The 25,150-nt window shown below is 40.7% G+C and carries 18 protein-coding genes; 12 read left to right on the top strand and 6 right to left on the bottom strand.

All coding sequences use genetic code 11. From position 1 onward, the window contains the following. Window positions 1-145 precede the first annotated feature (145 nt). From AOB57_RS10985 to AOB57_RS10965, 5 genes are all read right to left on the bottom strand, one after another. Window positions 146-541, bottom strand: a complete 396-nt coding sequence (locus AOB57_RS10985; RefSeq protein ID WP_226999476.1) for a DUF6326 family protein — start codon at window positions 539-541, stop codon at window positions 146-148. A 785-nt stretch (window positions 542-1,326) separates the two neighbouring features. Continuing rightward, window positions 1,327-4,965, bottom strand: coding sequence for an HD domain-containing protein (locus tag AOB57_RS10980; RefSeq protein WP_054299365.1), 3,639 nt, complete (start codon window positions 4,963-4,965; stop codon window positions 1,327-1,329). A gap of 815 nt (window positions 4,966-5,780) precedes the next feature. After that, window positions 5,781-6,503, bottom strand: a complete 723-nt coding sequence (locus AOB57_RS10975; protein ID WP_226999475.1) for an SAM-dependent methyltransferase — start codon at window positions 6,501-6,503, stop codon at window positions 5,781-5,783. A 253-nt stretch (window positions 6,504-6,756) separates the two neighbouring features. Further along, window positions 6,757-7,008 carry a PRC-barrel domain-containing protein gene (locus AOB57_RS10970; protein ID WP_054299366.1) on the bottom strand — a complete coding sequence of 84 codons (252 nt, stop codon included), beginning with the start codon at window positions 7,006-7,008 and terminating at the stop codon, window positions 6,757-6,759. A gap of 149 nt (window positions 7,009-7,157) precedes the next feature. Continuing rightward, window positions 7,158-9,482, bottom strand: coding sequence for a CDC48 family AAA ATPase (locus AOB57_RS10965; RefSeq protein ID WP_054299367.1), 2,325 nt, complete (start codon window positions 9,480-9,482; stop codon window positions 7,158-7,160). A 550-nt stretch (window positions 9,483-10,032) separates the two neighbouring features. On the opposite strand from AOB57_RS10965, the gene AOB57_RS10960 reads away from it, so the two are divergent. Then, a complete protein-coding gene (locus AOB57_RS10960; RefSeq protein WP_054299368.1) occupies window positions 10,033-10,803 on the top strand; it encodes an NAD+ synthase in 771 nt (256 codons plus the stop codon). Between the two features lie 87 nt (window positions 10,804-10,890). Here the strand turns inward: AOB57_RS10960 and AOB57_RS10955 are convergent, their stop codons facing one another. After that, complete coding sequence (locus AOB57_RS10955; protein ID WP_054299369.1) at window positions 10,891-12,177, bottom strand: tRNA(Ile)(2)-agmatinylcytidine synthase; 1,287 nt, start codon at window positions 12,175-12,177, stop codon at window positions 10,891-10,893. A gap of 148 nt (window positions 12,178-12,325) precedes the next feature. Here AOB57_RS10955 and AOB57_RS10950 point away from each other — a divergent pair, with 148 nt between their 5' ends. From AOB57_RS10950 to AOB57_RS10900, 11 genes are all read left to right on the top strand, one after another. Then, a complete protein-coding gene (locus AOB57_RS10950; protein WP_054299370.1) occupies window positions 12,326-13,309 on the top strand; it encodes a transcriptional regulator in 984 nt (327 codons plus the stop codon). A gap of 334 nt (window positions 13,310-13,643) precedes the next feature. Then, window positions 13,644-14,252 (top strand): phosphoribosylglycinamide formyltransferase, encoded by a 609-nt coding sequence (gene purN, locus AOB57_RS10945; protein WP_054299371.1) that lies wholly within the window; start codon window positions 13,644-13,646, stop codon window positions 14,250-14,252. A 415-nt stretch (window positions 14,253-14,667) separates the two neighbouring features. Continuing rightward, window positions 14,668-15,906 carry a bifunctional serine hydroxymethyltransferase/L-allo-threonine aldolase gene (gene glyA / locus AOB57_RS10940; RefSeq protein WP_054299372.1) on the top strand — a complete coding sequence of 413 codons (1,239 nt, stop codon included), beginning with the start codon at window positions 14,668-14,670 and terminating at the stop codon, window positions 15,904-15,906. 25 nt (window positions 15,907-15,931) lie between these two features. Beyond that, on the top strand, window positions 15,932-16,795 hold the full coding sequence (locus AOB57_RS10935; protein WP_054299373.1) for a bifunctional methylenetetrahydrofolate dehydrogenase/methenyltetrahydrofolate cyclohydrolase: 864 nt from the start codon (window positions 15,932-15,934) through the stop codon (window positions 16,793-16,795). Between the two features lie 882 nt (window positions 16,796-17,677). Beyond that, a complete protein-coding gene (gene folP, locus AOB57_RS10930) occupies window positions 17,678-18,904 on the top strand; it encodes a dihydropteroate synthase (RefSeq protein WP_054299374.1) in 1,227 nt (408 codons plus the stop codon). Between the two features lie 2 nt (window positions 18,905-18,906). Then, the gene (locus AOB57_RS10925; RefSeq protein WP_054299375.1) at window positions 18,907-19,521 is read left to right on the top strand and encodes a methylenetetrahydrofolate reductase C-terminal domain-containing protein; all 615 of its coding nucleotides are present in this window, start codon (window positions 18,907-18,909) and stop codon (window positions 19,519-19,521) included. 319 nt (window positions 19,522-19,840) lie between these two features. Then, window positions 19,841-20,719, top strand: coding sequence for a methylenetetrahydrofolate reductase (locus tag AOB57_RS10920; RefSeq protein WP_054299514.1), 879 nt, complete (start codon window positions 19,841-19,843; stop codon window positions 20,717-20,719). Between the two features lie 282 nt (window positions 20,720-21,001). Next, window positions 21,002-21,811 carry a coenzyme F420-0:L-glutamate ligase gene (cofE, locus tag AOB57_RS10915; protein WP_054299376.1) on the top strand — a complete coding sequence of 270 codons (810 nt, stop codon included), beginning with the start codon at window positions 21,002-21,004 and terminating at the stop codon, window positions 21,809-21,811. A gap of 298 nt (window positions 21,812-22,109) precedes the next feature. Next, a complete protein-coding gene (gene trxA, locus AOB57_RS10910) occupies window positions 22,110-22,376 on the top strand; it encodes a thioredoxin (RefSeq protein WP_054299377.1) in 267 nt (88 codons plus the stop codon). A gap of 620 nt (window positions 22,377-22,996) precedes the next feature. Further along, window positions 22,997-23,404, top strand: a complete 408-nt coding sequence (locus AOB57_RS10905; RefSeq protein ID WP_054299378.1) for a DUF1699 family protein — start codon at window positions 22,997-22,999, stop codon at window positions 23,402-23,404. 531 nt (window positions 23,405-23,935) lie between these two features. Then, window positions 23,936-24,949, top strand: coding sequence for an MBL fold metallo-hydrolase (locus AOB57_RS10900; RefSeq protein ID WP_054299379.1), 1,014 nt, complete (start codon window positions 23,936-23,938; stop codon window positions 24,947-24,949). The last annotated feature ends 201 nt before the right edge of the window (window positions 24,950-25,150 follow it).

The following is a 25,150-nucleotide window of genomic DNA, read 5'->3' as shown; positions in this document are numbered from 1 at the left end:
TTCTTTTCTCTTCCTTATACCACCCTATAAGATAAACTATTTAGTTATCTTTAATACTCCACAGGAAATTGATTGTTTATAATTCAATTAATTTCCTTAATTTTCATTATTAATAGACCCTTTACCTAGATTCGGTTGGTAAGATTCAAGTTATCTGTTTTGACTTCCACGCATACCAGACAATCAATACCGAAGCCACGACTGCTGAAAACGTCATTAGTGCCCCACCCCAATATGCAGATTGTACCGCATCAACTACGCCAACTAACCAGATGACAGCAAAGATTGTGCCCACAATAATATTTACCCGGCGATTTATCGAATATTTCAGGGTCAGGGATAGGAAAGCCATCAACATCGGAACCAGCATCAAGATTGCAAAGAACAGTATCAGCTCAGGCACTATTTTCTGACCTTCTGCTTCTCCCGCCATTAGATTTTCTATTATACCCGGCTCCATAAGCAACAGTATCTGATGAGCCAGAAAGGCAATTGATGCAAAGAGCCAGAGCACAGAAATCTTTATTTTCCAATCTTCCAAAACCTTCTGCCTCCTGGGGATGTATCTAAACCATACCATTTACAATTGGATAGCTGGGAATGTCAAATCTAATGATTAGATTACTATCCTAATTGTGTGATCAATTTATTTTAAGACATGCTCTTAGAGTTGGAGATTATCGGATACGTTCTCAAATTGATTAAGCTGAAAACAAGGCATATGTTTTCGATATTTTGACGGCTTAACAAGTGCATAAGAAATATGGAAGAATGTGAACTATCAAAACTTCTAGTGTCTATTTTTTCACAGGTGCCTTCATAGCTTTCTGATTTATCTAAGTCCGTACCTTCTGGAAGTTTGCTATAGAATCGACAGCATACAGGGCAAGAAGATTACTTAACCGACGGCCAATGAATTGCAGTTATTTTTGAGCTTGCACTTAAATTTCTCTTATTGTTTTGAGCAGCATTAAGTTCTGTCCACGATGATTAGTGCTGTAAATTCTCGTCAACATCTAGATTGAATATATAACAACAATAGTTCGATGTGACATGCCTTGAAATCACAAAGGGGTGAAAAAAGGATATTTAAAACTTGGAGTGAGTCAGATTTTACCTTTTCCTACCGTTGCTACCGTTTTCTCTATGAAATTTAAGTCTAATATTGAAACTATTTTTCATTATAAAGGCATGAAATTGACAGAATTATATGATTCAATATTTTGCTGGATAGCGCAAGCAAACATAATTAGAAAGTAAAGCGTTAGTAAATGACTTTAACTATCTCCTTTATGATACTTCAACTTGCAATGTACAAAAGCAAATTCATGATGGTGATAATTGTTGCTCAGGCATTAAAACAGATTTTAGTAACCTCGACCCTTTTTTAGTTAAATTTATTTTGTACTCTTGACCTTCCAAAGATTGTACTTCGTAAATCCCCTTCTTCGACAAAAATCCTAACATCAGCAAAGCCTTTTTACGTTCTAAATCCATTATATCGGGTACGTCAAAGTACATTATTTGAGATTGATTGATTTGTTTAATTAGTTTTTCTAAGTCGGTGTCGGTCACTGAGATTGTCAAATACCCAGCAAAGGGATGATAAACTTTAGATTTTGTACCTTTATCCTCTCCCAATATCTGAACATCCTCAAGTCTGATAATAGGAAAATTTGTTTCACCCTTTAAAAAAGATATAACATCTAAAAGTAGTTGTTTACTTTCACCAGTTTTAATTAAGACAGATTCAATATCGGAAAAGTCCCAGTTTATTGAAAACTCTTTATTATCTAAACTTCCAATCTTTTGCAAAAATTGAGACGATTGATTCACTTTGTTCAACATAATAGATGAGACCGTTGCGAAAAAAAGTGTTAGAGCTTTTTCCCTATTGTTTAAGGAGTTCTTTTCATCATCCAACACAATAATTTTGGAAACTTCATTAAGAGCTTCTTCGGGACTTCCAGCTAATAAAAGTACCTCTGCTAATGATATTTCTACGTCTACTCTGTCTGCTTCTTGATTTAATGATGAATAAAGATCACTCGCTCTGCGATAAATTTCTATAGCTAACTCAAAATCTTTATTTTTTAGATATATATTTCCAATTGATAAGAGTGTTTGTGCAACCATTGCCTTATTATTTATCTTTTCATAAGTGTCTAGAGCACACTGGTAGTTTTCGATAGCTAATTCAAATTTTTCATTTTTAAAATATATATCTCCAATTAATTCTAGAGTTTCTGCAACTCCCCTTTTATGACCAATCTTCTCATATATTCCTAGAACCTCTGCCAAACATCCTACAATTCTTTCATAATTCATGGATTTTGCGGGATCCTGTAAATATATAAAAGCCCTGCTATGTTTAACTTTTGCAATATCGTAAATAGCGTTCCTTTCTTCTTGTATTCTTAAAGATTTTGTAATGCATTCATAGGCCTTTTCAAACTTTTTCATTCTAGAGTACAATATTGCAATGTTTCCAAAAGTTTGTGCTATGTTATGTAATGAACCATATTGTTCAAAGATTTCCAAAGCTTCCTGAAAATATTTCATTCGGAGTTCGTCGTCTTCATAACCGAGTAAATTCGCTTTGTTTCCAATTGCAACAGCCTTCAAATAATCATTTTTTTGGGATTCAGCTATTTGTAAGCACTTTTGAGTGTAATCAGTAGCTATTTTATTATTATTTTTATGATGATGTATAGAAGAAAGTAATGTATATACATTAAAAATATTATGTCTCTCTTTAATTCTGTTGAACAAAAGTTTAGACTGGTCAGCATGTTTTAAAGCTAGATCATATTCTCCTTTTGTGTCATATAAAGTGCCAATAGTTAGATGTGCACAAGCAAGTAAATTAATGTCATTTGGTTGGTTTTTTCTTTGAAAAGATTTAATTGAACTTTTTAGCTGAATTTCTATTTTATCCCAAAATCCTTTCGAAATAAAATTACTTGCGTTTTCTATAAGTGTTTTAGATGATTTCTCCTTCAAATCTGCTTTCTCAAAATGATACGCTGCCTCTAAGATGTTTTCTGGTTCATCACTTAGAGAAAGGTAATACTTAGCTGCATTTTCATGATATCTTCTTAACGCTTTCTTTTTAGGATCACTTAAACAGTAATCGCGTATAATATCATGTACTTTAAAAGTGTTTGAACCTATTTCATTAACCAATAACTTATTAATTAACTCGTCAAGTGTTTCAGACAAATCTTTAAATTCATTTACGCTATCGAATGCTTCTATTGTTTCGGGAAGTCTAAATATCGCTATTGTCTGCAACAATATTTTTTCATTGGAAGATAAGGAATTGTAAACTTCAGTCTCAAGATAATCATGGGCTTCTTTGAGAGCTTTAGGCACATTTCGCAATAATTCTTCTGCTGTATCCTTTAGAGCTAGAATGCAAAAAAGATTTAAGTATTGAGGATGTCCATGAAGCCTCTCATGAATTTCCCTTAGCACTAATTCGCTTGTTTCTATACCACGTGTTTCTAGCATCATTTTAGTATGTTCAGGGCTCCATGAATCAATTTGTACCGTAGTCACTCTATTCTCAAGAGTGTCAACTGAATTATAGAATTTAGGCTCATGACGGGTAATTACTATGATTTTTGAATTATCAATAGATAATAGTTCTCTTAATAAAGGGTTTAATTCTTTCTCAGCTTTATGATAATCATCGAGAAAGATGGCGAAGTTACTAGAGTTCAATTCCTCTTTAAGCAATGCAATTAAGACATCATTGTCGTATCCAAAATGTTCTATGGAATTGGCAAGTCTTGGCTTATTTTTTCCTTTTAGAAAGTATGCAAACTTTTTTAAAACAGAACTTAGAGTACTCACTTCACTTAAATTGCCATACCAATAGACATCAAATCTGTCTTTCAGTTTTTCTGCAAATTTAGCTGAAATATAAGTTTTTCCAATTCCTGGTATTCCTTCAATTACTATAATATTTCTATTTAGTGAGTCCGATAACTCATTTAATTTGTCGTCTCTACTAACAAACCCTTTAGTCCTTGGTAGTTCGATTGAAACTTTTAAGTTTTGACCAAAGTCATCTCTGTACAGGAATTCAGGAATTTCAGATAAATCTGCATTCACTTTTACTCTGTAAGCTAGATCGATTTTTAGACCATATTCTAAGAATATTGTTTTCAATTCTTCTATCTTCTCTTCTATTGGTTTCAAAATGAGTACTTCAGTTATTTTACGTCCTTCATCTTCTCTTGGATACTGGCAATTAATCTCTATGGAAAGTCTTCTTTTGCCTTCTTTGGTAACTGGTTCAATAATTAAGCCACTTGTGTAATAATGCTTCAGCCATTGAAGCCGGGAAAAGTCTGGCATATCTTCTTTTAGGATTTCATACAACGTTTCAGGTGCACGTCTATAATCAATGTCAAGCTCATCAGCTAACCTTAGAAGCGATGAAAGTAAACGTACGCGTACTCTCTTAAAACCTATAGCCTGACTTTCATAATCATCTGAACCAAGGTTTACTTTCCGATGCCCCTCTGAGATTAATCTCACGCATTCAGCTTCATATAAGTCAAGATCTAAAGTTTTAAAGTTCTCTTTTATGTAACGACCACTTCTTAAATGGTGTTCGTCTCTTATTAGATCCTGAATTGTGTAAGGTTTATTTTTTGCTTGAAAAATACTTTCTATCCTTGCCTCGTCATCTGGGTATTTACGTTGCATCCCCACATCATGTAAGTATGCAGCTGACAGCAAACAAAAGATCTCAATTTCGTCAAGTTTATCTTCAGGATTTAAGCCATCTACTAAGAGGTCGAGTATGTTTACAACTGCATCCGAATGTTTCATTCCATGTAATGTGTAATAAGTATGGTACAATTCGCCTTTTTCCCAGATTTCTTTTGCTTTGCTTTCAATTACTTTCAATTTAGTGGCGTAGTCAGTACCTAATTGCTGTTTTAATTTCATATGCAGTCATTTATGATAATGAAAAGTAATCTTTATAAGTTTATCTAAATTGAGATTTATTTGTAAGGTTGAACTAAATAATAATCGGTAAGAGACTGTAAACTATCTAACAAATAATTAAAAAATTCAATAAATAAATCATGCATTATTTCAAACCATTAATTCAGTCTATAATCAATAAATAAGATCAAATAGTCTCGTTTTTAAGAAAGAAAGTGCAGAACTAAGCACAAAAGCTTACGTCCTCACTTCTTTTTGAATAAATGAGAGAGATTCAACGCTAAAATTGCCAGTACAATCACGTTTATTGCTATTGATAAGTATGCTAAATTATGCAAGTATGAGCCTATTAATGTGAAATATGCAGGAAAATTGTTAACGAGGATCAAACACAGAAGCAAAAGGCTGCTGCAAAATAAGTTAATCCGCACAGTATTGTACCTGTGTTTGTTAATAGATTCTTTCTTTGTTACATTATCCTCATACCTTCATGTAACAAAGTAATAAATTGCTAAAAATCCTGCTGATAATTGATACCAGACTGGTAGTAAACTCGTGAGACCGTTTTGATCAAAAATTTCTGGATTTCTCAGGTAAGTTTCAGCGCTGGCAATAAGAATATTGACCATGATAGTAAAAAAGACAATTTCACTTGTTTGGGAAAAAATGTTACCATTTATTCTGGAATACATGATGTAAAGTAAACGATTCAATACTTATATTTTTTAAAACTATTTTTTCAATAGAATATTTCAGGACTATTCTCGCGCCTGAAACTCTCCCGAAAAAAATAAAAATTGAGTCTCAAAACTTCTTCACAGCTTAGTAGCTATTATTGAGACAAGATTAAAGTAGTTTCCACCTTCGGCTTCCATCATTTCTATATCCCTGCGGGCGTAGTCGTTGTCGCAGGAAAGCCAGTCCTGCCAGGCTTCTTCAAGACAGTTTAGCTCTTTGCACTCCTGAATGCTAACTGAATCGGATTTTTTCCATAAATCGTACCACCAGTCGCGTGAGTGCAGAGTTAAATCCATATCTTCACACCAGTATGGCTGTAATTCTGCCGGAACCCCGTCAGTGAATTCCTTTTTCAGCCCAGGGACTGCAACTGCTATCTGACATCCTTTTTTTACAAGAGGGGCAAGATGGTCTGTCAGGTAATTTTCCTCAATCCCGAAATAGTGATAAGCATCCACACATACGGCAAGGTCAAAAAATTCGTTGGCAAACGGCAGGTCGTGTGCCTCGGCATGTATTGGGATTATTTTATCTTCCAGCCCCGTTGACCTGATTCTCTCATAATTATCCGTTGCACTGATCCAGAGGTCGGTTGCAAAAACAGTAACGTCATATTCTTTTGCTAGGAAAATTGAAGTAAGTGCCCGCCCGCAGCCAAGATCAAGTACCCGCATGCCTTTTTCAAACTTTAAAGACTCTGCGATCTCCTCAAGTATTTTCATTGGGTTTGGGCCCATCATATTTTCTTTAACAAAGTCAGTATCATACTTGCTGCTTTTCTTAAACGTCAACCTGACCACCTTTCATCAGTTTGTTTATTTTCCATTGCTCTATACTGTCAGACTTTATAAACTAATCGAATTATCCCCAGAAGCAATTCGAGAAGAAAATATAACTTAAAGCAAGTACGCCTGAGTGAGCGAAGCAAGCGATACGGAATCAACGCTCTCAAAGCAGAGTTAGGGAATATAGGAAGAGATCCTCTATGCTGAAATAAACACAGAATAAAAACAAAGTATGAGAAGAGAGGAAACTTCCTCTCTTTGTTTTAATTTACGCTTTTGCTTTCATCTTGTCAATTATTATGTAGTCTTTTATGGCACTAACGGAATCGAAAGGAATCAGGATAAAGTTATCCTCCTTCCTGTACCTCGTTGTGTCAAAATTAGGATTGGGGATAACCATCATGTCAATAATGTTTCCTCCCCTTATCTCGACTACGATGTTGCTTAGTACTCCTATCTCGGTTCCGTCGGTAGCCATTACCTGTTTGTTAAAGAGGTTTCTTGCAAATTCCTTTGACATTTTTTATCGTATCTCCGTAGCAGCGTGTTATGAGGGTCTGGGTAAAGCTTGCTTTTTCACTTTAAACATTTTATTCCATTTGAAACCAGGTTCTTTAAAACTTTTTCCTTTTAAAAGTTGTTCATTTAAAGTATTACTCTTTCAAACCATTACCTGTACCCGATATAACCAGCTGGCTCCGTGAGTTTCTGGCCACCTTTGAACTGTGCCTCGATCTTCTCATAGAACTGAGCAATGTTCTCTGTAATGGTGGGCTTCACCTTCTTGAGAGCTTCTCTAAAGTGCCGCATTTCCACGTATTCCGTGTCAAAATTTTCTCTGAGAGCAATCATTGCGGCTTCCCTGCACACAGACTCTATATCGGCACCCACGTAACCCTCGGTTATATCGGCAAGGGTTTCAAGGTCCACGTCGTCAGCAAGTGGTGTATTACTTGTGTGGATTCTGAAGATCTTGAGCCTGCCTTTCCGATTAGGAGGACCAATGTAGACCAGCCGGTCAAAGCGCCCTGGGCGCAGGATTGCAGGGTCCAACAGGTTAGGGCGGTTAGTTGCGGCAATTACCACAACGTCCCTGAGGGATTCAAGTCCATCCATTTCGGTCAAGAGCTGGTTCAGTACCCTTTCTGAAGTTCGGCTGTCCGTGGATTCCATGCCTGGCATCGCGGCAACCGAATCAATCTCGTCAAAGAAAATCACACAGGGAGCAACCTGCCTGGCTTTTCTGAAGGTTTCCCGGATGGCTTTTTCCGATTCCCCGAGCCATTTTGAAAACATCTCAGGTCCTTTGACGCTTATGAAGTTGGCATTAGACTCCCTGGAAACCGCCTGGGCTATCAGGGTTTTTCCGGTACCTGGCGGACCGTAAAGCAGGATTCCCTTTGGAGCTTTTATCCCCATCTTAGCGAACTTTTCCGGATTTTTAATAGGCCACTCCACTGCCTCAATAATGGCCTGCTTTGCTTCCTCCAGCCCACCCACATCATCCCAGGTAACTGTAGGCATTTCTACATAAATCTCTCTAAGAGCTGAGGGTTCAGCCTCCATCAGGGCATCTTCAAAGTTTTTTCTGGTTACAATGATCTTTTCCAGTCTTTCAGGCGGAATCGCATCTTTTTCCAGGTCTAGGTCAGGTAGATTTTCTCTGAGGCACCGCATGGCTGCTTCCTGAACCAGAGCCAGCAGATCTGCGCCCACAAAGCCCTGAGTCCTTTCAGCCAGATACATCAGATATTTATCTACCTTTTCTTTCCTTTCTCTTTCCGGAGCCTCACCAGCTCCAATTTCGGCTTCACCAGCCTCCTCAGTCTCAGCATGTCCCTCTATTGGCATACCTCTTGTATGGATCTGCAGGATTTCGTACCTATCCTTTGTATCAGGTACACCTATATGGATTTCCCTGTCAAAGCGGCCTGGTCTCCTGAGTGCTGGATCGATTGCGTCTACACGGTTGGTGGCACCTATAACAACAACCTGTCCCCTCTCTACCATCCCGTCAAGCAGGGTAAGGAGTTGGGCAACCACACGCCTTTCCACTTCCCCTGTCACGTTTTCCCGTTTCGGGGCAATAGAATCTATCTCATCAATGAAAATGACTGATGGCGCATCCTGGGTTGCTTCTTCAAAGATCTTCCTGAGCCTCTCTTCACTCTCTCCGTAGAACTTCCCTACAATCTCAGGGCCGGCAATGTAATGGAAACTTGCCCCAGACTCATTGGCTACGGCTTTTGCAATCAGGGTTTTTCCGGTTCCTGGTGGACCGTAGAGAATAACTCCTTTGGGAGGCTCGATATTAAGGTGAGCGAAAAGCTCAGGATGCTTCATGGGCAGCTCTATCATTTCCCGGACACGCATAATCTCTTCCCCGAGACCTCCTATGTCCTCATAGGTGGTTACGCCCCGGGTTGCTTTTTCGTACCCTTGCACCGGCTTTTTGCGAAGCTCGATAAGCGTGGCTTCCGTGATGAGAACAATTGTGTTCGAAGGTTCGGTCTCAACCGCGACCAGAGGAATTACCTGGCTTGTTGTCAGGGACTCGGTCATTGGCTGTGACATCGAATTTATTATAGGAATAATGTCTCCCCTGAAGACTGGCCTTTTGAGGATATGCCTTTTTATAATTTCATTTGCATGTTCCCCAAACTGAAGTTCAGGCCCCCCCTGTGTCATGCTTTCCGGAAGTGCCAGAACAAGTTTCTTTGCCTCCGGAGCTTCAACCTTTCTGATAGTAACCTTCTCCCCTATGGAGACACCTGCATTTTGCCGGATGAAGTTATCAATTCTCACGAGTCCCTGATCCCAGTCCTGTCTGTCAGCTCTCCATACTTTTGCTGTGGTCTTTTTCTTTCCCCTTATTTCAACAATATCGCCTGGCGAGAGCTGGAGTTTCAGTAAGGTTGTAGGGTCAAGTCGGATAATTCCTCTTCCAAGGTCGATAGGATATGCCTTTTCAACCTTCAACTGTATTTCTTCCATAGATCATCCCGAAAATAGTTGTGTCTTTTTGATTGTAACTTTTATTCAATAATTACATAAAATGAACAGATTTTTCCGGACTGCATATTACGGAACTACCTGTTTTCTGTATTAGTTGTCTTTTTATTTCAATGCCTTTGATAAGGGAAGTTTTTATCCCGGAGGGTTTGTTGCGGAACACTCTAGGCTTTGAATTTTCTTTCCAGCCTTCCTATTTTAATACACCCCCTTTTATAGCCTGTACCCTGTCAGGACAATAATTTTATCGGTAGAGGTACATTTGGTAATTATTATTTATATTATATTGCCTGGGATATATTACTCCCTATCTCTTCCATTTATTAAATAAGTTTACCTTATATCCGTTTTTCTCTGAGTATTTTATATATCTGAAGCTACTGTGTATAAAATTGTTTAATTACCAAATCAGTTCTTAAACCTGATAGCTTTCGAATCTGCTTCTGTTATGTCCTAAATTTTCAGGAGCTTGAATTATCAGGAGATCTAGATTGTTTCGAATCTAACCTTACAATACCCCGGAATTGACAGCATGAACCTCGAAATCGCGCAGAACAGAATTATTGACTTTATCCTCAACGAAACTCGTAAAGCAGAAGTAAATGGAGCTGTTATAGGCATAAGTGGAGGAATAGATTCAGCCCTCGCCGCAACACTCGCCGTAAGAGCTCTGGGAAAAGATCATGTACTCGGAATCCATATGCCCGAGTTCGGTCTTACCCCTGCTGAAGACAGCAAAGATGCAAAAGCCCTTGCGGACTGGCTGGGAATCGAGTTTCAGATCATTGATATTTCAGGCATTATTTCGGCTTTCATGGCTGCAGTCCCTGAGAGTAAATCTGCGGACCGACTCTCCATGGGAAACCTGAAAGCAAGGATCAGGATGTCCCTCCTCTATTTCCACGCAAACCAGATGAACCGTATGGTCATAGGTACAAGCAATAAAACTGAGATCTTGCTTGGATATTTCACGAAATATGGAGATGGAGGCGTTGATCTCGAACCCATAGGCGGACTTTACAAAACTGAAGTATGGGAGCTTTCTCGCAGTCTTGGGGTTCCAGATTCTCTTATCACCAAAAAGCCTTCTGCAGGGCTCTGGGCTGGTCAGACTGATGAAGTCGAACTTGGGATTTCCTACGTAAAAGTGGATGAAGTGCTCAGAAAACTTGAGCAAAACGAAGATCTTGAAACCATCCCGAATACGCTCGGAATTTCCGAAGAACAGCTGGACTCAGTCATGAGCCGCATTGAGAAAAGCGAGCATAAAAGAAATTCCCCTCCTGTGCCCCAAATCTTTTGAGAAAATGACTTGAGCGCAAACTTTTTCAGAAAAAGTTTGATCAAAAACCGGCGTGACGGTGTGGTCAAGCGGCACAACGGTTTCTTCTTAACGGGCAGGGTAGATGTTTACGTTAGATCTTTGTTCCCTTACCAGGGGTTTTGCAAGATGTCTGCGGGCGCAGGGCGGGACTTCATATAGTCCTGCGACAAGGTCTCTTTTTACTTCACAGGTGATCTTTGAGGCGGTATGGGTTCTGCATTTTTTACAGCGGAAACCCTGGGCCTGGCCTGAAGACTTCATGTGTTTTCCGCAGTTCGGGCATCTAGGGTTTTCTTCTTTGTAAAGGGGAGTGAGTGATTTTATTTCAATTTTTTCGATATTGAGGGTTCTGGAACTGACACTTCCCGACAGTTCAACCTTATCTCCGGGCCTGAGTTTCCTTATAAGCAACCGGAAGTCCTTTGTAGGTTCGAAGGCTGCGCAGTCGATTTCATTTCCCTCCCTATCGCTGATGGGAAAAATAACATGTCCCCCAGTAATTGTTCTCGGAATTGCCAGGACTGTGCCCTCAAGCCTATAAGAATGCATATCCTGGATTTCAGCGAGACTTGCTGCGGAAAGCAGGTGCATATCCGTACCCTGATTTGTCCTGTATACGGCAAAACGTTCGATAGGTTCGGCCCTGATCAGGGATGCAGCTTCGGTAACTATATCAGGATTTTCTCCTCTTATTCCGAAAAGCACGGGATCACCCGAGCGGGGTACGCAGACAACTAGCCTGTTTTTAAGGTCCACAGTGTCCCAGGTGCCAGGGTATGTCTTCCTGTCAGCCTCAAAGAAACTTTCCTTCTCGACCTCACGTGGGGTCCCCCAGCTTTCCTTTTGCCTGTATGCAAGGTACTCAAAGGTGTGATCCCATGCTTCGAGGTTCAGCATAGCCCCGCAGGCTGCAAGAGATCCTATCAATCCTCTCCCGTTCTTAAAACCTTTTGAAGAAATCCCAAGTTCCGAGATGAGCGTTTTTGCCTCCTGTATTTCGATAACATCCCTTACGGCTTTCTCAAAAAAAATTCCGAGGACAGGTTTGAGCTTATCATAATCATTTTCCGGAATAAAAACTACTCCAGGATTGGTTTTCTCGCATTCCATGCGCGCGAGTTCTTCTATTCTAGACACAACATGGGCAGTTACCTTTTCCGGATAGTCAGTCCTGATCTTCAGGGCTACTGCAGCGTTTCCTCTTGTTTTGTAAGGGATGGTAGGATTCAGGCGTATTAGGAGTGGAAGAGTCTCTAAGGTTCCATAAGCCTGAAGTTCGTCCAGCAGCAGAGCTCCCAGATAGGTTGTGCACATTCCATCGTTTGAGTCAGTATCATCAATTCCGATAATCATTTTTAGATTCCAGTTTTTGCCTCTAGTATCCCAGATGCATCACCATTAAATACATTTTTCGTTACTCTCCGACGTATTTTCACACTGTCAGAATTACCAGAAGTAAAGAAAAATATATATAGATGATCAAATAGAGATTGGTATCGGAATGACAAAAGAAGTTCTCATACATCAAATAATTGATGTATTGACACGTGCAGGTTTTATAATTTCCGATCGATGCAATATACGTCCAAGGAGTTTTGATATTGCCGCACGGAAAGGCGAGATACTATTACTTTGCAAGGTTTTATTTAACATTGACGGTCTGAATGAAGAAACCGCCAGGGAGATGAAGTACCTGGCCGAATATCTTGGAGGTTCTGCTATTGTTGTGGGGGCAAAGACAAGAGATCAGATGCTTGAGGATAGCGTTGTTTACATGCGCTACGACATCATTGCCCTTAATGTGCAAACACTCCACGACTACTTTATTGAAAATGTTCCTCCGCTGGTTTCAGCAGCACCTGGCGGGCTGTACGTCTCCATAGAAGGGGATATCCTCAAAAAAGCCAGGATGAATCACTCAATGTCTCTTGGAACCCTTGCTGCCATGGTAGGTGTTTCAAGGAGGACAATCAGTAAGTACGAAGAAGAGGGCATGGACGCATCGATAGACGTCGTGCTCCAGCTGGAAGAGATTTTTGGGGTTGAACTCGCTAGGCCCATTAATATCCTGGAATCTTGCAGAAGCAGAAAGCCCAGGAAGAAGGTAGAATCCAGAACTGAAGAGCAGAAAAAGCCTTCCACCCTTTTGCCCGAAGATCTCATCCTTAATACAATTTCAATGTTAGGATATGATGTCCTTCCTACCACACAGGCGCCTTTCAAGGCTATCTCACGGGACAAATCTTCAGTTATCCTTACTGGAGTCAGCGAATTCAATACTACCGTAATCAAAAGGGCTCATCTCATGAGCAGTATTTCCTGCGTTACTGAAACCCAATCTGTATTTATTATCAACGGGCGTTCCAAGATCAAATCCGTAGAAAATACGGTAATGATCGAGAAAAAAGAACTTGACAGGATAAGTGATTCACAGGAACTCCTTAACTTCATAGAAGAACGTAAGGAAAATCATAGCAAAGCGTAACTCAACCTTTTTAAAAAAAATTGATCACAAGCCTTTTTAAAAAAAGTTTGATCACAAGCCTTTTTAAAAAAGGCTTGAGCGAAAACCTTTTGAGGGAAGGTTTTATCGCAAACTTTTTCTGAAAAAGTTTGATCAAAAACCATGCTTTAACTAAAACAACGTGGTCGGCGTGGTCAAGCGGCGCAACGCTTGGTGATAAGCCGGCGCAACGGTTTCGGTAAATCTATTTAGCAAGCTTTTGATTTTAGCTCATGGAATTGGGCAAAAATTGGGTGGTTAGTCGGAGCATAGTTCCAAAAAACTAATATATCACTGTTTCAATCTAGAAGCTTCGATGACGGTAAAGATTGCAGTGCTGGTTTCTGGAAGGGGCTCAAATCTCCAGGCGATTATAGACAGCATTGAGAAGGGTTACATAAAGAATGCGGCAATTAATGTAGTTATTTCAAATAAGGCAAATGCCTATGCGCTCGAACGTGCAAGAATTCATGGAATAAGCACGGTTTTCCTTGATCCCGGAGAATATGGCCGGGCTGAGTACGATAAGGCAATTCTGGATATTCTGAACCAGTACGATACGGATCTTCTTCTGCTTGCAGGTTATTTCCGGCTTTTAGGAAACGAGATAATTGAAACCTACAGGAACAGGATTATGAATATTCATCCTTCTCTTCTTCCGGCATTTAAAGGGCTTAACGCCCAGAAGCAGGCATTTGAATACGGGGTGAAGGTTGCAGGCTGTACAGTGCATTTTGTAGATGAAGGGCTGGATTCAGGGCCAATAATTCTCCAGAAGTGCGTGCCTGTGATTCCAGGGGATACGGAAGAGACGCTTACCAATAGAATTCTGGAACAGGAGCATATTATCTATCCTGAAGCAGTCAAGCTCTTTACCGAAGGTAAACTTAAAATTGAGGGTAGAAATGTAGTAATCCTGGCTTGAGCAAGCACTTAGAACAAATACTTAAAACCATGCAAAACCGGAATAAATTCTACTGGGTAACAACTCATTAACCCCTGATAATTATAAATAACCCTAACTTATAGGTACTCACACGAAATCTTACAGGCTATAAGGGCTTTCAAGGTTTCGAAATTTCTTATCTTTAAAATATTCAGGAGTCTTTTGCCGAAAGATCTGAAATTTTAATAGGAAAATCCCCCATCAAGAAGGTTTATAGCCTGAATTATATTCCCATTTATCCGGTGGTTCTTACCGTTAAATGCCCCTGCGTCCTGAGGTTTTCCAGGCTGTCAGGCAACTCCTGCATACATGCACATGTTAGCTTTAAATGATACACAACCCAATCCATAAAAAATCTTGATTTTGAACAATTTTAAATGAACAGGTGACAGTAATGTCTTATATTGAAAAAATTGATCCGGAACTGTCCGAGGCTATCAATAACGAAGCCGAGCGCCAGGAATATAAATTGAATCTTATTGCATCCGAAAACTACGCGAGCAAAGCTGTTATGGAAGCTCAGGGCTCGATTCTGACCAATAAATATGCCGAAGGATATTCAGGTAAACGTTATTATGGCGGCTGCGATTTCGTAGACGTTGCTGAAGACCTTGCAATTGCCAGGGCAAAGGAGATTTTTAACGCAAATTACGTTAACGTCCAGCCTCACTCGGGTTCAGGGGCAAATATGGCTGTCTATTTTTCGGTCTTGCAGCCCGGAGACACTATCATGTCAATGGATCTGTCCCACGGCGGACATCTTTCCCACGGCAGCCCGGTGAGCTTTTCCGGAAAGCTCTATAATATTGTGCCGTATGGGGTCAGTAAAGAGACTGAAATGCTGGATTATTCCGAGCTTCTGGAAAAAGCAAAGGAATGCAAGCCACAAATGATTGTTTGCGGAGCCTCAGCTTATCCTCGTGAGATCGATTTCAAGCAGTTCCGTGAAATCGCTGACGAAGTTGGAGCGTACTTGCTTGCAGATATTGCTCATATTGCAGGGCTTGTAGTTGCAGGTGTACACCAGAGCCCTGTACCTTATGCGGACTTTGTTACCAGCACAACCCATAAGACCCTGCGAGGCCCAAGAGGCGGAATGATTATTTCCAGAACAGAAGAACTTGCAATCAGAGTCAACAAAGCGGTTTTCCCAGGCATCCAGGGCGGTCCTCTCATGCACATCATAGCCGGAAAGGCCGTGGCTTTTAAGGAGGCTATGAGTGATCAGTTCAAACGTGATCAGGTGCAAACCGTGAAGAACGCAAAAACTCTCTGTAAATGCCTAAAAGAGAAGGGCTTTGATATCGTTTCTGGCGGGACGGACAACCATCTTATGCTTGTAAACCTAAACAATATGAATATAACAGGCAAGGATGCAGAAGCCGCCATGAGCAAAGCCGGGATTATTGCAAACAAAAACACGGTGCCCTTCGAGACCCGCAGCCCATTTGTCACGAGCGGAGTAAGGTTCGGAACCCCTGCCTGTACCACAAGGGGCATGAAGGAAAAAGAAATGGAAATAATTGCCGACTATATCGAGACTGCAATCAAAAATGCAGAAAACGATAATCTCCTGTCGGAAATAAGTGATAAGGTCAGGGAACTCTGTTCAAGGTTTCCGGTTTATTGCTAATCTAAGAGTTGGGGTGCTTTTATCAATGTCAGTTGAAGGCTACGAATCACGAATTATAGATGGTAAAGTTCTTGCAAAGCAGATTGAAGATGAGGTAGAGTCAAGACTTGAGGCTCTGGAAAGCGGCCGGGGTATTACTCCTGGACTTGCCACAATCCTCGTAGGCGATGATCCTGCATCCAGAATGTATGTCCGACTTAAGCATAGAGCCTGCGAACGTGTGGGCATCCGGGCAGAAGACCACTTTCTTCCGGCAGAAACCAGTCAGGAGGAACTTATCTCTCTGATCGATAGCCTTAACAAAAACAAGGATGTGCACGCAATTTTGCTCCAGCTTCCGCTTCCGAAACATCTTTTCCCTCAGGAAGCAATGGAAGCCATAGCGCCTGAGAAAGATGCAGATGGTTTTCATCCCTACAATATGGGAAAACTGATGATCGGGGACGAAGGGCTTGTTCCCTGCACTCCGCATGGGATTATCCGGGCGCTCGAAGAGTACAATGTGCCTATCAAAGGCAAAAACGTGGTTATTGTAGGGCACAGCAATGTTGTTGGAAAACCTATGGCAGCAATGTTTCTTAACCGGAACGCAACCGTTTCAGTTTGCCACGTGTTCACCGACGACCTTAAGAAATATACTCTTGGCGCGGACATCCTTGTAGTTGCAGCTGGAGTGAAACACCTTATCAAAGCCGATATGATAAAGGAAGGGGCAGTGATCTTTGACGTTGGAATTACCCAGGAAAAAGATGGCGTATATGGAGACGTTGATTTTGAAAATGTAATCAAGAAAGCCTCCCTCATTACACCTGTCCCTGGCGGCGTAGGTCCTGTCACCGTTGCTATGCTGATGAAGCATGTACTTAAATGTGCGGAAGAAAACTTTTAAAGCACTTTGTTAAGGCTTTTTTACCGGGTCTGTTAATCTTCTTTTTTATTTTTTCCTGAAAAATAAATATTGTGACATGAATGTTCAAGTTAAAGCACTGAGTTATTAAGTTAAAGCATCGAGTACAGGCTAAGGGCTGGATTATAAGGCTGAGGCACGGATTGTAAAGCTAAGGCGGCAGGTTACGGATTTGAGGCATATGTTTCTTGTCTTACTCATTTCACACTAAAAAAAAGTTGTTTTTCCCGGTTGTGTCATATTCGAAAAATCTAGGATTATCCCTCCTATCTTGCCAGCCTATATTAATAATAGTCGGTTTTCATAGCCGATTTCTTAGTTAATGCACAATATTGCTTTCCCAATTGTGCCAGACTGTCTCTACACATCAATATTTTTATGTATTATAGAAGCTTATTTTATTACAATAACGGTTTACCACCAGTAATACTCGAATAATTATTGAGTTTAATTTTATAGGTTTGATACTATAAAATAATCGAGTGGCAGAGTAAGTTCCATTGTAAGTCTTTATAATCGTTTAAACACAACTTCAGCATGTCTTAATCAAATCTACCTGATAAGTCAAGCTGATATGTATTAGTTAATATATCATTACAGTGATTATTTAATTATCCTGATAATAATCATCAAAGAATTCCCCCTGCCCGGAAGCTTCTGGTAACGGAATAAAAGGTTTTTTTCACAGGATTTCCTGGAAGACGAAATAAAATGTATCTCTCGATTCAAAAGCGTGTCCTTGAAATCTTCCATGGCTGAAAAAAGTCTTTATGAACCTGGCTTCCGCCAATGCCTGTTTACCAGTGTCTATTAAGCGTCGGCTGGCGTTATTCATTTAAAACTTATATAATCTGGTTGTCAAAAATGGTTGTTGATACTGATATCTGCGGTATGAAAGTAGGAGACCAGTACCCTTCACATGTAATGGGTATCATTAACCTGAGTCCGGAATCATTTTACGAAAGCTCGGTCGTAAACCCGAACTCTGCGTTCGAAATAGCTCAGAAAATGGTTAAAGATGGAGCAACCTTCATTGATATTGGAGCCCGTTCAACCTGGCGCTTCTCCGAACCTATAAGCAGGAAAGAAGAACTCAAACGTCTTCTGCCAGTGCTCGAAACTCTGGAAGGCAATGTGGATGCCGTGATCTCAGTAGACACAATGTTTTCCGAAATCGCAGAAGAAGCTCTCAAAAAAGGAGCTCAGGTAATTAATGATGTCTCCGGGTTCACAGCAGACCCCAGAATGGTTAAAATAGTAGCGGATTACGGATGCCCCGCTATTGTTATGGCCTCAAATAAGGTTCCGGGTGACCCTCTCGGAATGGATTCTGTTATTGAATCTCTTGATTCCATAATACAGACTGCAGAAACAGGAGGCATAAATCCGAAAAATCTTATACTTGACCCTGCAATAGGCAGATGGACCGAAGAAAAGCTTACTATTTATGACTTAGAGACCCTTGATAATTTTGATCGCCTTAAGATTTTTGAGAAACCTTTACTGGCAGCCCTCTCAAGAAAATCTTTCATAGGAGATGTGCTTGAAAAACCTGCTACTGAAAGATTCTACGGCAGCCTGGCCGCAGCAGCTATTGCAGTCTACAAAGGTGCTCATATTATCCGTACACATGATGTGCCTGAGACCTGCGATGCTGTAAAGCTCTCAGGGGCTATAAGGAGCCGACCAAGTGTAGTAAAAGAGGGCAGGTATGAGGTTTCTGTGGTTGAGGTAAAAGTCCCGCAGGACGCAGCCATTGTAATGCGGAAACTTGGGGTAACCAGGACAGGCTCACAGGTAATGCAGGACAAAAGCGTTCATCTTATGCTGAAAATTCGCAATCTTACGACTACAGAGGCTTTGATAGTAAAACAGGAAATGCTTGCCCGAGGAGGGGATGCAGCCCTGGCAAAGGATGCGGTTTCCCATGAAACAGAAATGACTGATGTACTTGTAATGGGCACTCTGCTTCAGCTTGGTCGCCTTGCCAAGAAACTTGAAGGGCAGGTGCGTTCTCTACCACTTATTGCCGAAATGATCCGCGAATGTATTGCAAACCGGAGCGATCTGGAATATCGATATTTGAGGTAATTATGATTATAACTTCAGCAAAACCCCTTGAAGAAATCCTGGCTCTGTTAAAAGACGAAGACTATATCTTCATAATCGGATGCAATGTCTGTGCTGCAAAATTGAAGACAGGTGGAGAACCAGAAGTGCTTGAGATGTGCAAACAGCTTGAGAAAAGCGGAAAGCATGTAGTAGGCTGGGCTCTCCCCACCGCAGCCTGCAGCATCCGATCTTTTGATTCCCTGGTCCAGAAAAACGAAAAAATAACCGAGGCACGCTGCATCCTGGTAATGGGCTGCGGTAGTGGAGTCTCAACGGTTGCCAGTGTAACGGAGGTGCCTGTATTTGGCTCAAATGAAACTCTCTCTTTGGGCGGTTCGAGTGGAGGAAAGCTGCTCTCAGACCAGTGTATAATGTGTGGGAAATGCACAATTGGTGAATTCGGGGGACTCTGCCCTAAAGCGCAGTGTCCCAAAGGACTTCTGAATGGACCCTGCGGAGGGGTTGTTGACGGGATGTGTGAAGTCAATAGAGAGAATGATTGTGTATGGACCCTAATTTATAATAGGCTGAAAAAAATCAACAGACTTGACCTCCTTTATACGATTCATGCTCCTCAGGAGCATGGACTTAAATAACTTCTTTTTAACTTTTTATTTAATAGGCTCTGTAGAAATCCTCTGAAATAACCAATCTTAACAAATTAAAACTAAATTGCCTGATTCATTTTGCTGAAGAACTTTAAGTCTATTGATGACGATTAAGTAGGTTTTCTACAGAGCCATTTAATAAATATCTTATTTCTGTTTTATCTGATTTGATTTTTATCCACGAAAAGCAACTGCATTATCTTTTATATCTTAGTGTTTGAGATTAGTCAAGAGATCTAGTCTTCCTTGTGTTGTTGTGTTTCACAGGAGCATGGTTTAAATAATTTCATCCCTAATATTCTTGTTAATGCTTACTAATTTTCGTGAAAAACTGAATTCCAACAAATTTCTGATTACTGCTGAAGTTTCCCCTCCTAAGGGCACAAGATTTTCAGTTTCCCTGGAAGATACTCGCTATCTCAAAGGCATTGCAGATGCCTTAAATGTTACGGATAACCAGTGCTCGATTATGCACATGAGTTCCCTGGCTTTTAGCAAGCTTCTACTTGATGAAGGGCATGAGCCTATTATGCAACTCACCTGCAGGGACAGGAACAGGATCGGGCTTCAGTCAGATCTTCTGGGAGCGTATGCTCTAGGTATCCGGAATATCTGCTTGATGACAGGGGATTTTCCTTCGTGCGGAGATCACCCTGGCTCAAAGCCTGTATATGACCTCGATTCCGTACAGCTCCTTCAACTTGTCCGGAAGCTAGATTCAGGCATAGACTTTGCAGGGAACAAGCTGGACGGGGGGACTTCCTTCTGTGCAGGTGCTGTAACTGGAATAGACCCCGAAAAAACAATCCAGCTCATAAAGCTTGAAAAAAAAGTCAGGTGCGGAGCTGACTTTATCCAGACTCAAGCTGTCTATGACGTGGGCATGTTTGAGGAGTTTATGGAGGTTACAAACCACCTTGAAGTACCTGTTATTGCCGGGTTGATCCCACTCAAGTCCCTTAGAATGGCGGAATTCATGAATAAGAATATTTCAGGAATCAGTGTGCCTGAGGAGATTATGTTCCGAATAAAAGATGCACCTGACCCGGTTGAAGAAGGCCTTTCCATAGCTTCGGAGACCATAAAAGAGCTTATGAGACTATCAAGAGGGGTCCACATTATGCCTGTAGGCTCTCACAAAAATACTCCGAGACTGCTTTCTATGGCTGGAATTTCTGGAAAATGATTAAGATGAGAGTTTAAAATGCGCCTGTACTGTAAAAACCTCTTTTTTCACTTTTCAGCGGCAAAGTTCTGTATTTCCTCGTTTTCCACACGGAATCTTTTATTCTCCGCTGAACCTTTTGTTCTCCTGTCTTTCTTGAACACTTTGTTTACATATCCCCTCGCTCTTCTCTGCAACCATTGGATACATTTATCAATATCCTGCAGTATTTTACGCTTTGATTTATATCTATTTTTGATTCAGCAAAACAGGCTAATCATTAATTTCTAAAGGCAACAAAATATGAGCTCAGAAAACGCTTCCATCCAGATGTTCGGGATTAAGACCCCTATTATCCGCGAAGGGGATGATATAGTACAGATTCTAGAAAAGGCTCTGGAGGAATCAGGCCTTGTTCCTGTTGATGGGGATATTTTCGTGCTTGCCGAATCTGCGGTTGGCACTGCAGAAGGAAGAGAAGTCAAGCTTGCAGATATCACTCCATGTAGAAGGGCAAAGGAACTTGGGGACCAATATGGTATAGACCCCAGGGAAATGGAACTTGTGCTTCAGGAATGCGATGAGATTTTTGGGGGCGTGCCAGGCGCTGCCCTTACAATTACAAAAGGTGTTCTGGCTCCTAATGCAGGTATCGATGCTTCCAATTCCCCTGAAGGCTATGTAACCCTGCTTCCCGAAGACCCGCGAAAAAGTTCCGAAAACATCAGGCACAGGCTTGAGCAGCGTTACTCCTGCAGGCTTGGAGTAATCATAGGGGATAGCAGGACCCAACCTCTCAGGCTTGGTTGCTCGGGAATCGCGCTTGGAGTCTCAGGTTTTGTTCCTGTAGAAGACGCTCGCGGAACCAATGACATTTATGGGAAACCTCTCCGTATTACTTATAAGGCTGTAGCAGATAACCTTGTCTCGGCTGCAGAACTTATTATGGGAGAAGCCGGAGAAAGAGTGCCCTGCGTGCTTGTTAGGGGTGCTCCTGTGAGTATGGTAAATGAGTCTCCGGAAATGCCAACTATCTCTATGGAAGGTTGCATGTATTTCGGCAATGTTATTAGAGGCAGAGCCGATAATAAATGTACTGGAAAAAACGACTGATTTCTTAACCTATTCAGGCTTATTGAGGCTTTCTCTTACGAATATATTTACAGTAAAACCCATGAGCTTGAGATAAGCGTTATATATTCTCGAAGATAATACATACAATTATTAAGTCCCGACCCTGTATTTGGTAAATCCAGCTTTCAGGTCGCCTATCATCAGGATTGGGTTTCCGGCAGCTTTGTCGTATATGCCTTTACAGGCAGTATCTGTACGACCCTTCTATGCGCTTTCCGGAGTGGATTAGATAAAAACAGAGAAGGTTTCAGACGTTTCAAGATATTCAGGTGATTTTATGAAGCCGATATTATTGGACTTTTCAGCAACATGGTGTGGACCTTGCAGGATGCAAAAACCGATTCTTGAAGAGCTCGAGAAGAAGTACGGGGATAAGGTTGAGTTCAAGGTTATCGATGTAGACGAAAACCAGGAAATGGCCTCCAAATATGGCATACATGCCGTCCCGACTCTGATCATTCAGAAAGACGGGACCGAAGTAAAGCGCTTTATGGGGGTAACCCAGGGCAGCGTGCTTGCGTCGGAGCTAGATAAGCTCCTCTGACCTTAAATTCTTCTGACAAAGATCGTCCGGGGTTCCAGAAACCTGGGGCTAGTTTTTTTTCCATACGGTCTTTGAGCTTTTTCTATAACTTGTTAAACCGAAATCTAACTACAAATATATAATTAGCTATGTCTATTTTTACACGATTACGTACTTTTTTTGGAGGTTTATTTTATTTCTTTTGAAAGTAAATTTTATTTCTTTTACATGTAAATATTTGATGCCATTTCATATGTTCTTTGTATTAAACCACTAATAATTCTCTAAAATCATTCGCCTTTAGTCGAATTTTCCCTTTACTCAGAGAGTATAATTTTTATTGGAATTACCCACTAAAGAGATATTAAAGGTTTCATAATTTCGTAATAATTACGCCAGTTTTTATAAAAAAATTAAATAAGTAGAGATGAAAAAAATCGAATCCAAATAGAAGAGAATTTGCAATAATAGTGGCCATTTATTTTTCCTTGTCTTCACCTGCATATCTAAGAAATATTTTGTGAATCAAGAATCGAGAATACTATCTAAATAATGTTAGTTGAATAGGATAAATATTTATAGTCAGTATATCCTAATATATCAATGTAAAATGTAAAAAATTTACAGTGGGATGAAAAAACATGAGAATCCGAGTGGTTAGTTCTAGGGAAGAAATCTTTACACTTAACCCTAATGAGCGTGTTGTTCACCTGGCTTTCAGGCCGTCGAACAAGGATATTTTTGCACTTGTCGAAACTTGCCCGAGGCTTGAGGTAATTCAATTACCCAAATCCTATATGGCTACGGTTTCAAAATCTATAGAAATGTTCCTTCAGATGCAGAGAATCCAGCTCATCGAAGGTGATGTATGGGGTCACAGAAAAGATATAAATGAATATTACACCATTCCATCCTCAGTTACTGAGAAAATAAGAGAGATGAGAATCGAAGGTAAATCCACGGAGGATATTGAAGCAAGGATTTCAAGGGAAAATAAGCTTAATCCCGGATTGGTCGCTTATATCATTACTAAAGAAGTTTCTATATGATCAGGGCAGAGTAAGATATGCTGTCAGGTGTTTTACTGGAGATTGAATCGTAAGGTTCGAATCATTCGCGCTTGGAGATCCGATCTCCGGCTTAAATCTCTTTTTTAGAAAAAGCTTATGTAAGGAGGAAGTAGAAAACTGTAAAATATAATTGAGGCGTACTTCTCAAGATAACAAAAAGATTCTTTATTTCTTAAGTTGATGTATTACATTTTTCAAAAGATTTATAATGAGAGGAGATTCCGGAGCCCAGGAAGTTGATGTCGAAGTTACTATCAAAACTAATTAGAAAACAAACTTTACGATTTCTTCAGCTGCAATAATCTTATTTTTTAACTTCTTCTCTAATGGATTTTTCGGGATGCTAACTTCATCAGGTATTGATTCTTCCTTTCAAGACATTGTTTTTTAAAAATGAGCTTAATTTGGCTTCAATGCCAATCGCTGTTTTTATATAAAACTACCATATTACGAATCTACAGCTTTTCCCTAAGCTTAAATATTTTAAGTATTATCTCCTCAGGGATTTAAGTGATTTCTAAAAAATTGATTGATCTTGGTGTGCTGGTGCTCAGGCAGCGTAATTCGCGCGGAACTTTTAAACCACATGTTTCTCTCCGGTTCAGGGATAATGCCGGGGATTTGCGCACCTTTTCCATTGACACTACCCGCACGCCTGGAAAGCATCTCCAACCCGATGCCTATCTTATTACCCATGCCCACTCTGACCATCACGGAAAATCGGCTATGCTCTCCCCCAATGCCGTATGTTCGGAAAAAACCGCAATGGCGCTTGAAATCAGGCATGACAGGAAATTTGCGGGCAGTATGTTCAGGCTCGGGAATGAAATCGATATAGAGGGTACAAAAGTAAAGACCTTCCCTACGGAGCATACGGCAGGTGCAACGGCTTTTTACTGGGAAAACGAAGTAGGGACAAGGATTCTGGTTACAGGGGACGTGAAAGATGCAAGCGGGCTTCCTCCCTGTGACGTCCTTATTACTGAGGCTAACTATGGCGATCCTGCCGATCCTGCCTGCCATTTTGCAGATGACCTCGAAGGCATGAAATCTGCACTTTTTGAAAATGGTCCGGTTGCCTTTGGGGCATATGAATTCGGAAAGGCCCAGCGCGCAGTCAAACTCATAAGAGGCTTCGGATATGACGGTGCAATCCGCATGGAGGCCAGGGCAAGGGCTCTTACCCGCAGCATGCTTGAGAATGCCGGGGAGCTTGCAGGACTTGATTCCAAAGATGGAGTTTTTGTTGTTGCTCCCTGGGACCTTGACAAACTTCCCTGGAATATGAAAAAATATGTACTCAGCTGCCGCATGGACTACCCCTATCCAATAATACGGATAAGCGACCATCTTGACGCCTGCGGGCTTGAGAACATGGTCAGGAGACTTTCGCCTGAAGTCACGCTTGTCTATCACCCGGGAGGGCACAGACCTTCAAAATTTTCAAAACATTTAAATTCAATAGGAATCGATTCGATATCCATAGATCAGATCGGTAACGTTTTAAGCAATGGATTTATTTAAAGCTGTGAGATTCAGTTCCAATGACCCATTTAATTATCTCTTCCAGTAACCGGATTTCATTATCCGGCTCAATAACCCATGAAGCAGTTTAGTACCAGGAATCTTATTTCAATAATTTAATTCTAATAATTTAAATACAATAATCTTAATCTGATAGCTCAGATCTGCGAGTTCAGATCATAATATTCAGGTCTAATTCTA

It is taken from the genome of Methanosarcina flavescens (assembly GCF_001304615.2).
Taxonomy (GTDB): domain Archaea; phylum Halobacteriota; class Methanosarcinia; order Methanosarcinales; family Methanosarcinaceae; genus Methanosarcina; species Methanosarcina flavescens.
The sequence above is the reverse complement of the archived record's forward strand: the minus strand, read 5'-3'. Positions and strand labels throughout refer to the sequence as shown.

Excerpts from the sequence above, each read along its gene's own strand:
- AOB57_RS10960 (WP_054299368.1), top strand. The coding sequence starts at position 10,033 with ATGAACCTCGAAATCGCGCAGAACAGAATTATTGACTTTATCCTCAAC.
- AOB57_RS10950 (WP_054299370.1), top strand. The coding sequence starts at position 12,326 with ATGACAAAAGAAGTTCTCATACATCAAATAATTGATGTATTGACACGT.
- AOB57_RS10920 (WP_054299514.1), top strand. The coding sequence starts at position 19,841 with ATGCTTACTAATTTTCGTGAAAAACTGAATTCCAACAAATTTCTGATT.
- AOB57_RS10955 (WP_054299369.1), bottom strand. The coding sequence starts at position 12,177 with ATGATTATCGGAATTGATGATACTGACTCAAACGATGGAATGTGCACA.
- glyA (WP_054299372.1), top strand. The coding sequence starts at position 14,668 with ATGTCTTATATTGAAAAAATTGATCCGGAACTGTCCGAGGCTATCAAT.
- AOB57_RS10965 (WP_054299367.1), bottom strand. The coding sequence starts at position 9,482 with ATGGAAGAAATACAGTTGAAGGTTGAAAAGGCATATCCTATCGACCTT.
- AOB57_RS10925 (WP_054299375.1), top strand. The coding sequence starts at position 18,907 with ATGATTATAACTTCAGCAAAACCCCTTGAAGAAATCCTGGCTCTGTTA.
- AOB57_RS10970 (WP_054299366.1), bottom strand. The coding sequence starts at position 7,008 with ATGTCAAAGGAATTTGCAAGAAACCTCTTTAACAAACAGGTAATGGCT.
- cofE (WP_054299376.1), top strand. The coding sequence starts at position 21,002 with ATGAGCTCAGAAAACGCTTCCATCCAGATGTTCGGGATTAAGACCCCT.
- AOB57_RS10980 (WP_054299365.1), bottom strand. The coding sequence starts at position 4,965 with ATGAAATTAAAACAGCAATTAGGTACTGACTACGCCACTAAATTGAAA.
- folP (WP_054299374.1), top strand. The coding sequence starts at position 17,678 with ATGGTTGTTGATACTGATATCTGCGGTATGAAAGTAGGAGACCAGTAC.
- AOB57_RS10935 (WP_054299373.1), top strand. The coding sequence starts at position 15,932 with ATGTCAGTTGAAGGCTACGAATCACGAATTATAGATGGTAAAGTTCTT.
- purN (WP_054299371.1), top strand. The coding sequence starts at position 13,644 with ATGACGGTAAAGATTGCAGTGCTGGTTTCTGGAAGGGGCTCAAATCTC.
- AOB57_RS10905 (WP_054299378.1), top strand. The coding sequence starts at position 22,997 with ATGAGAATCCGAGTGGTTAGTTCTAGGGAAGAAATCTTTACACTTAAC.
- trxA (WP_054299377.1), top strand. The coding sequence starts at position 22,110 with ATGAAGCCGATATTATTGGACTTTTCAGCAACATGGTGTGGACCTTGC.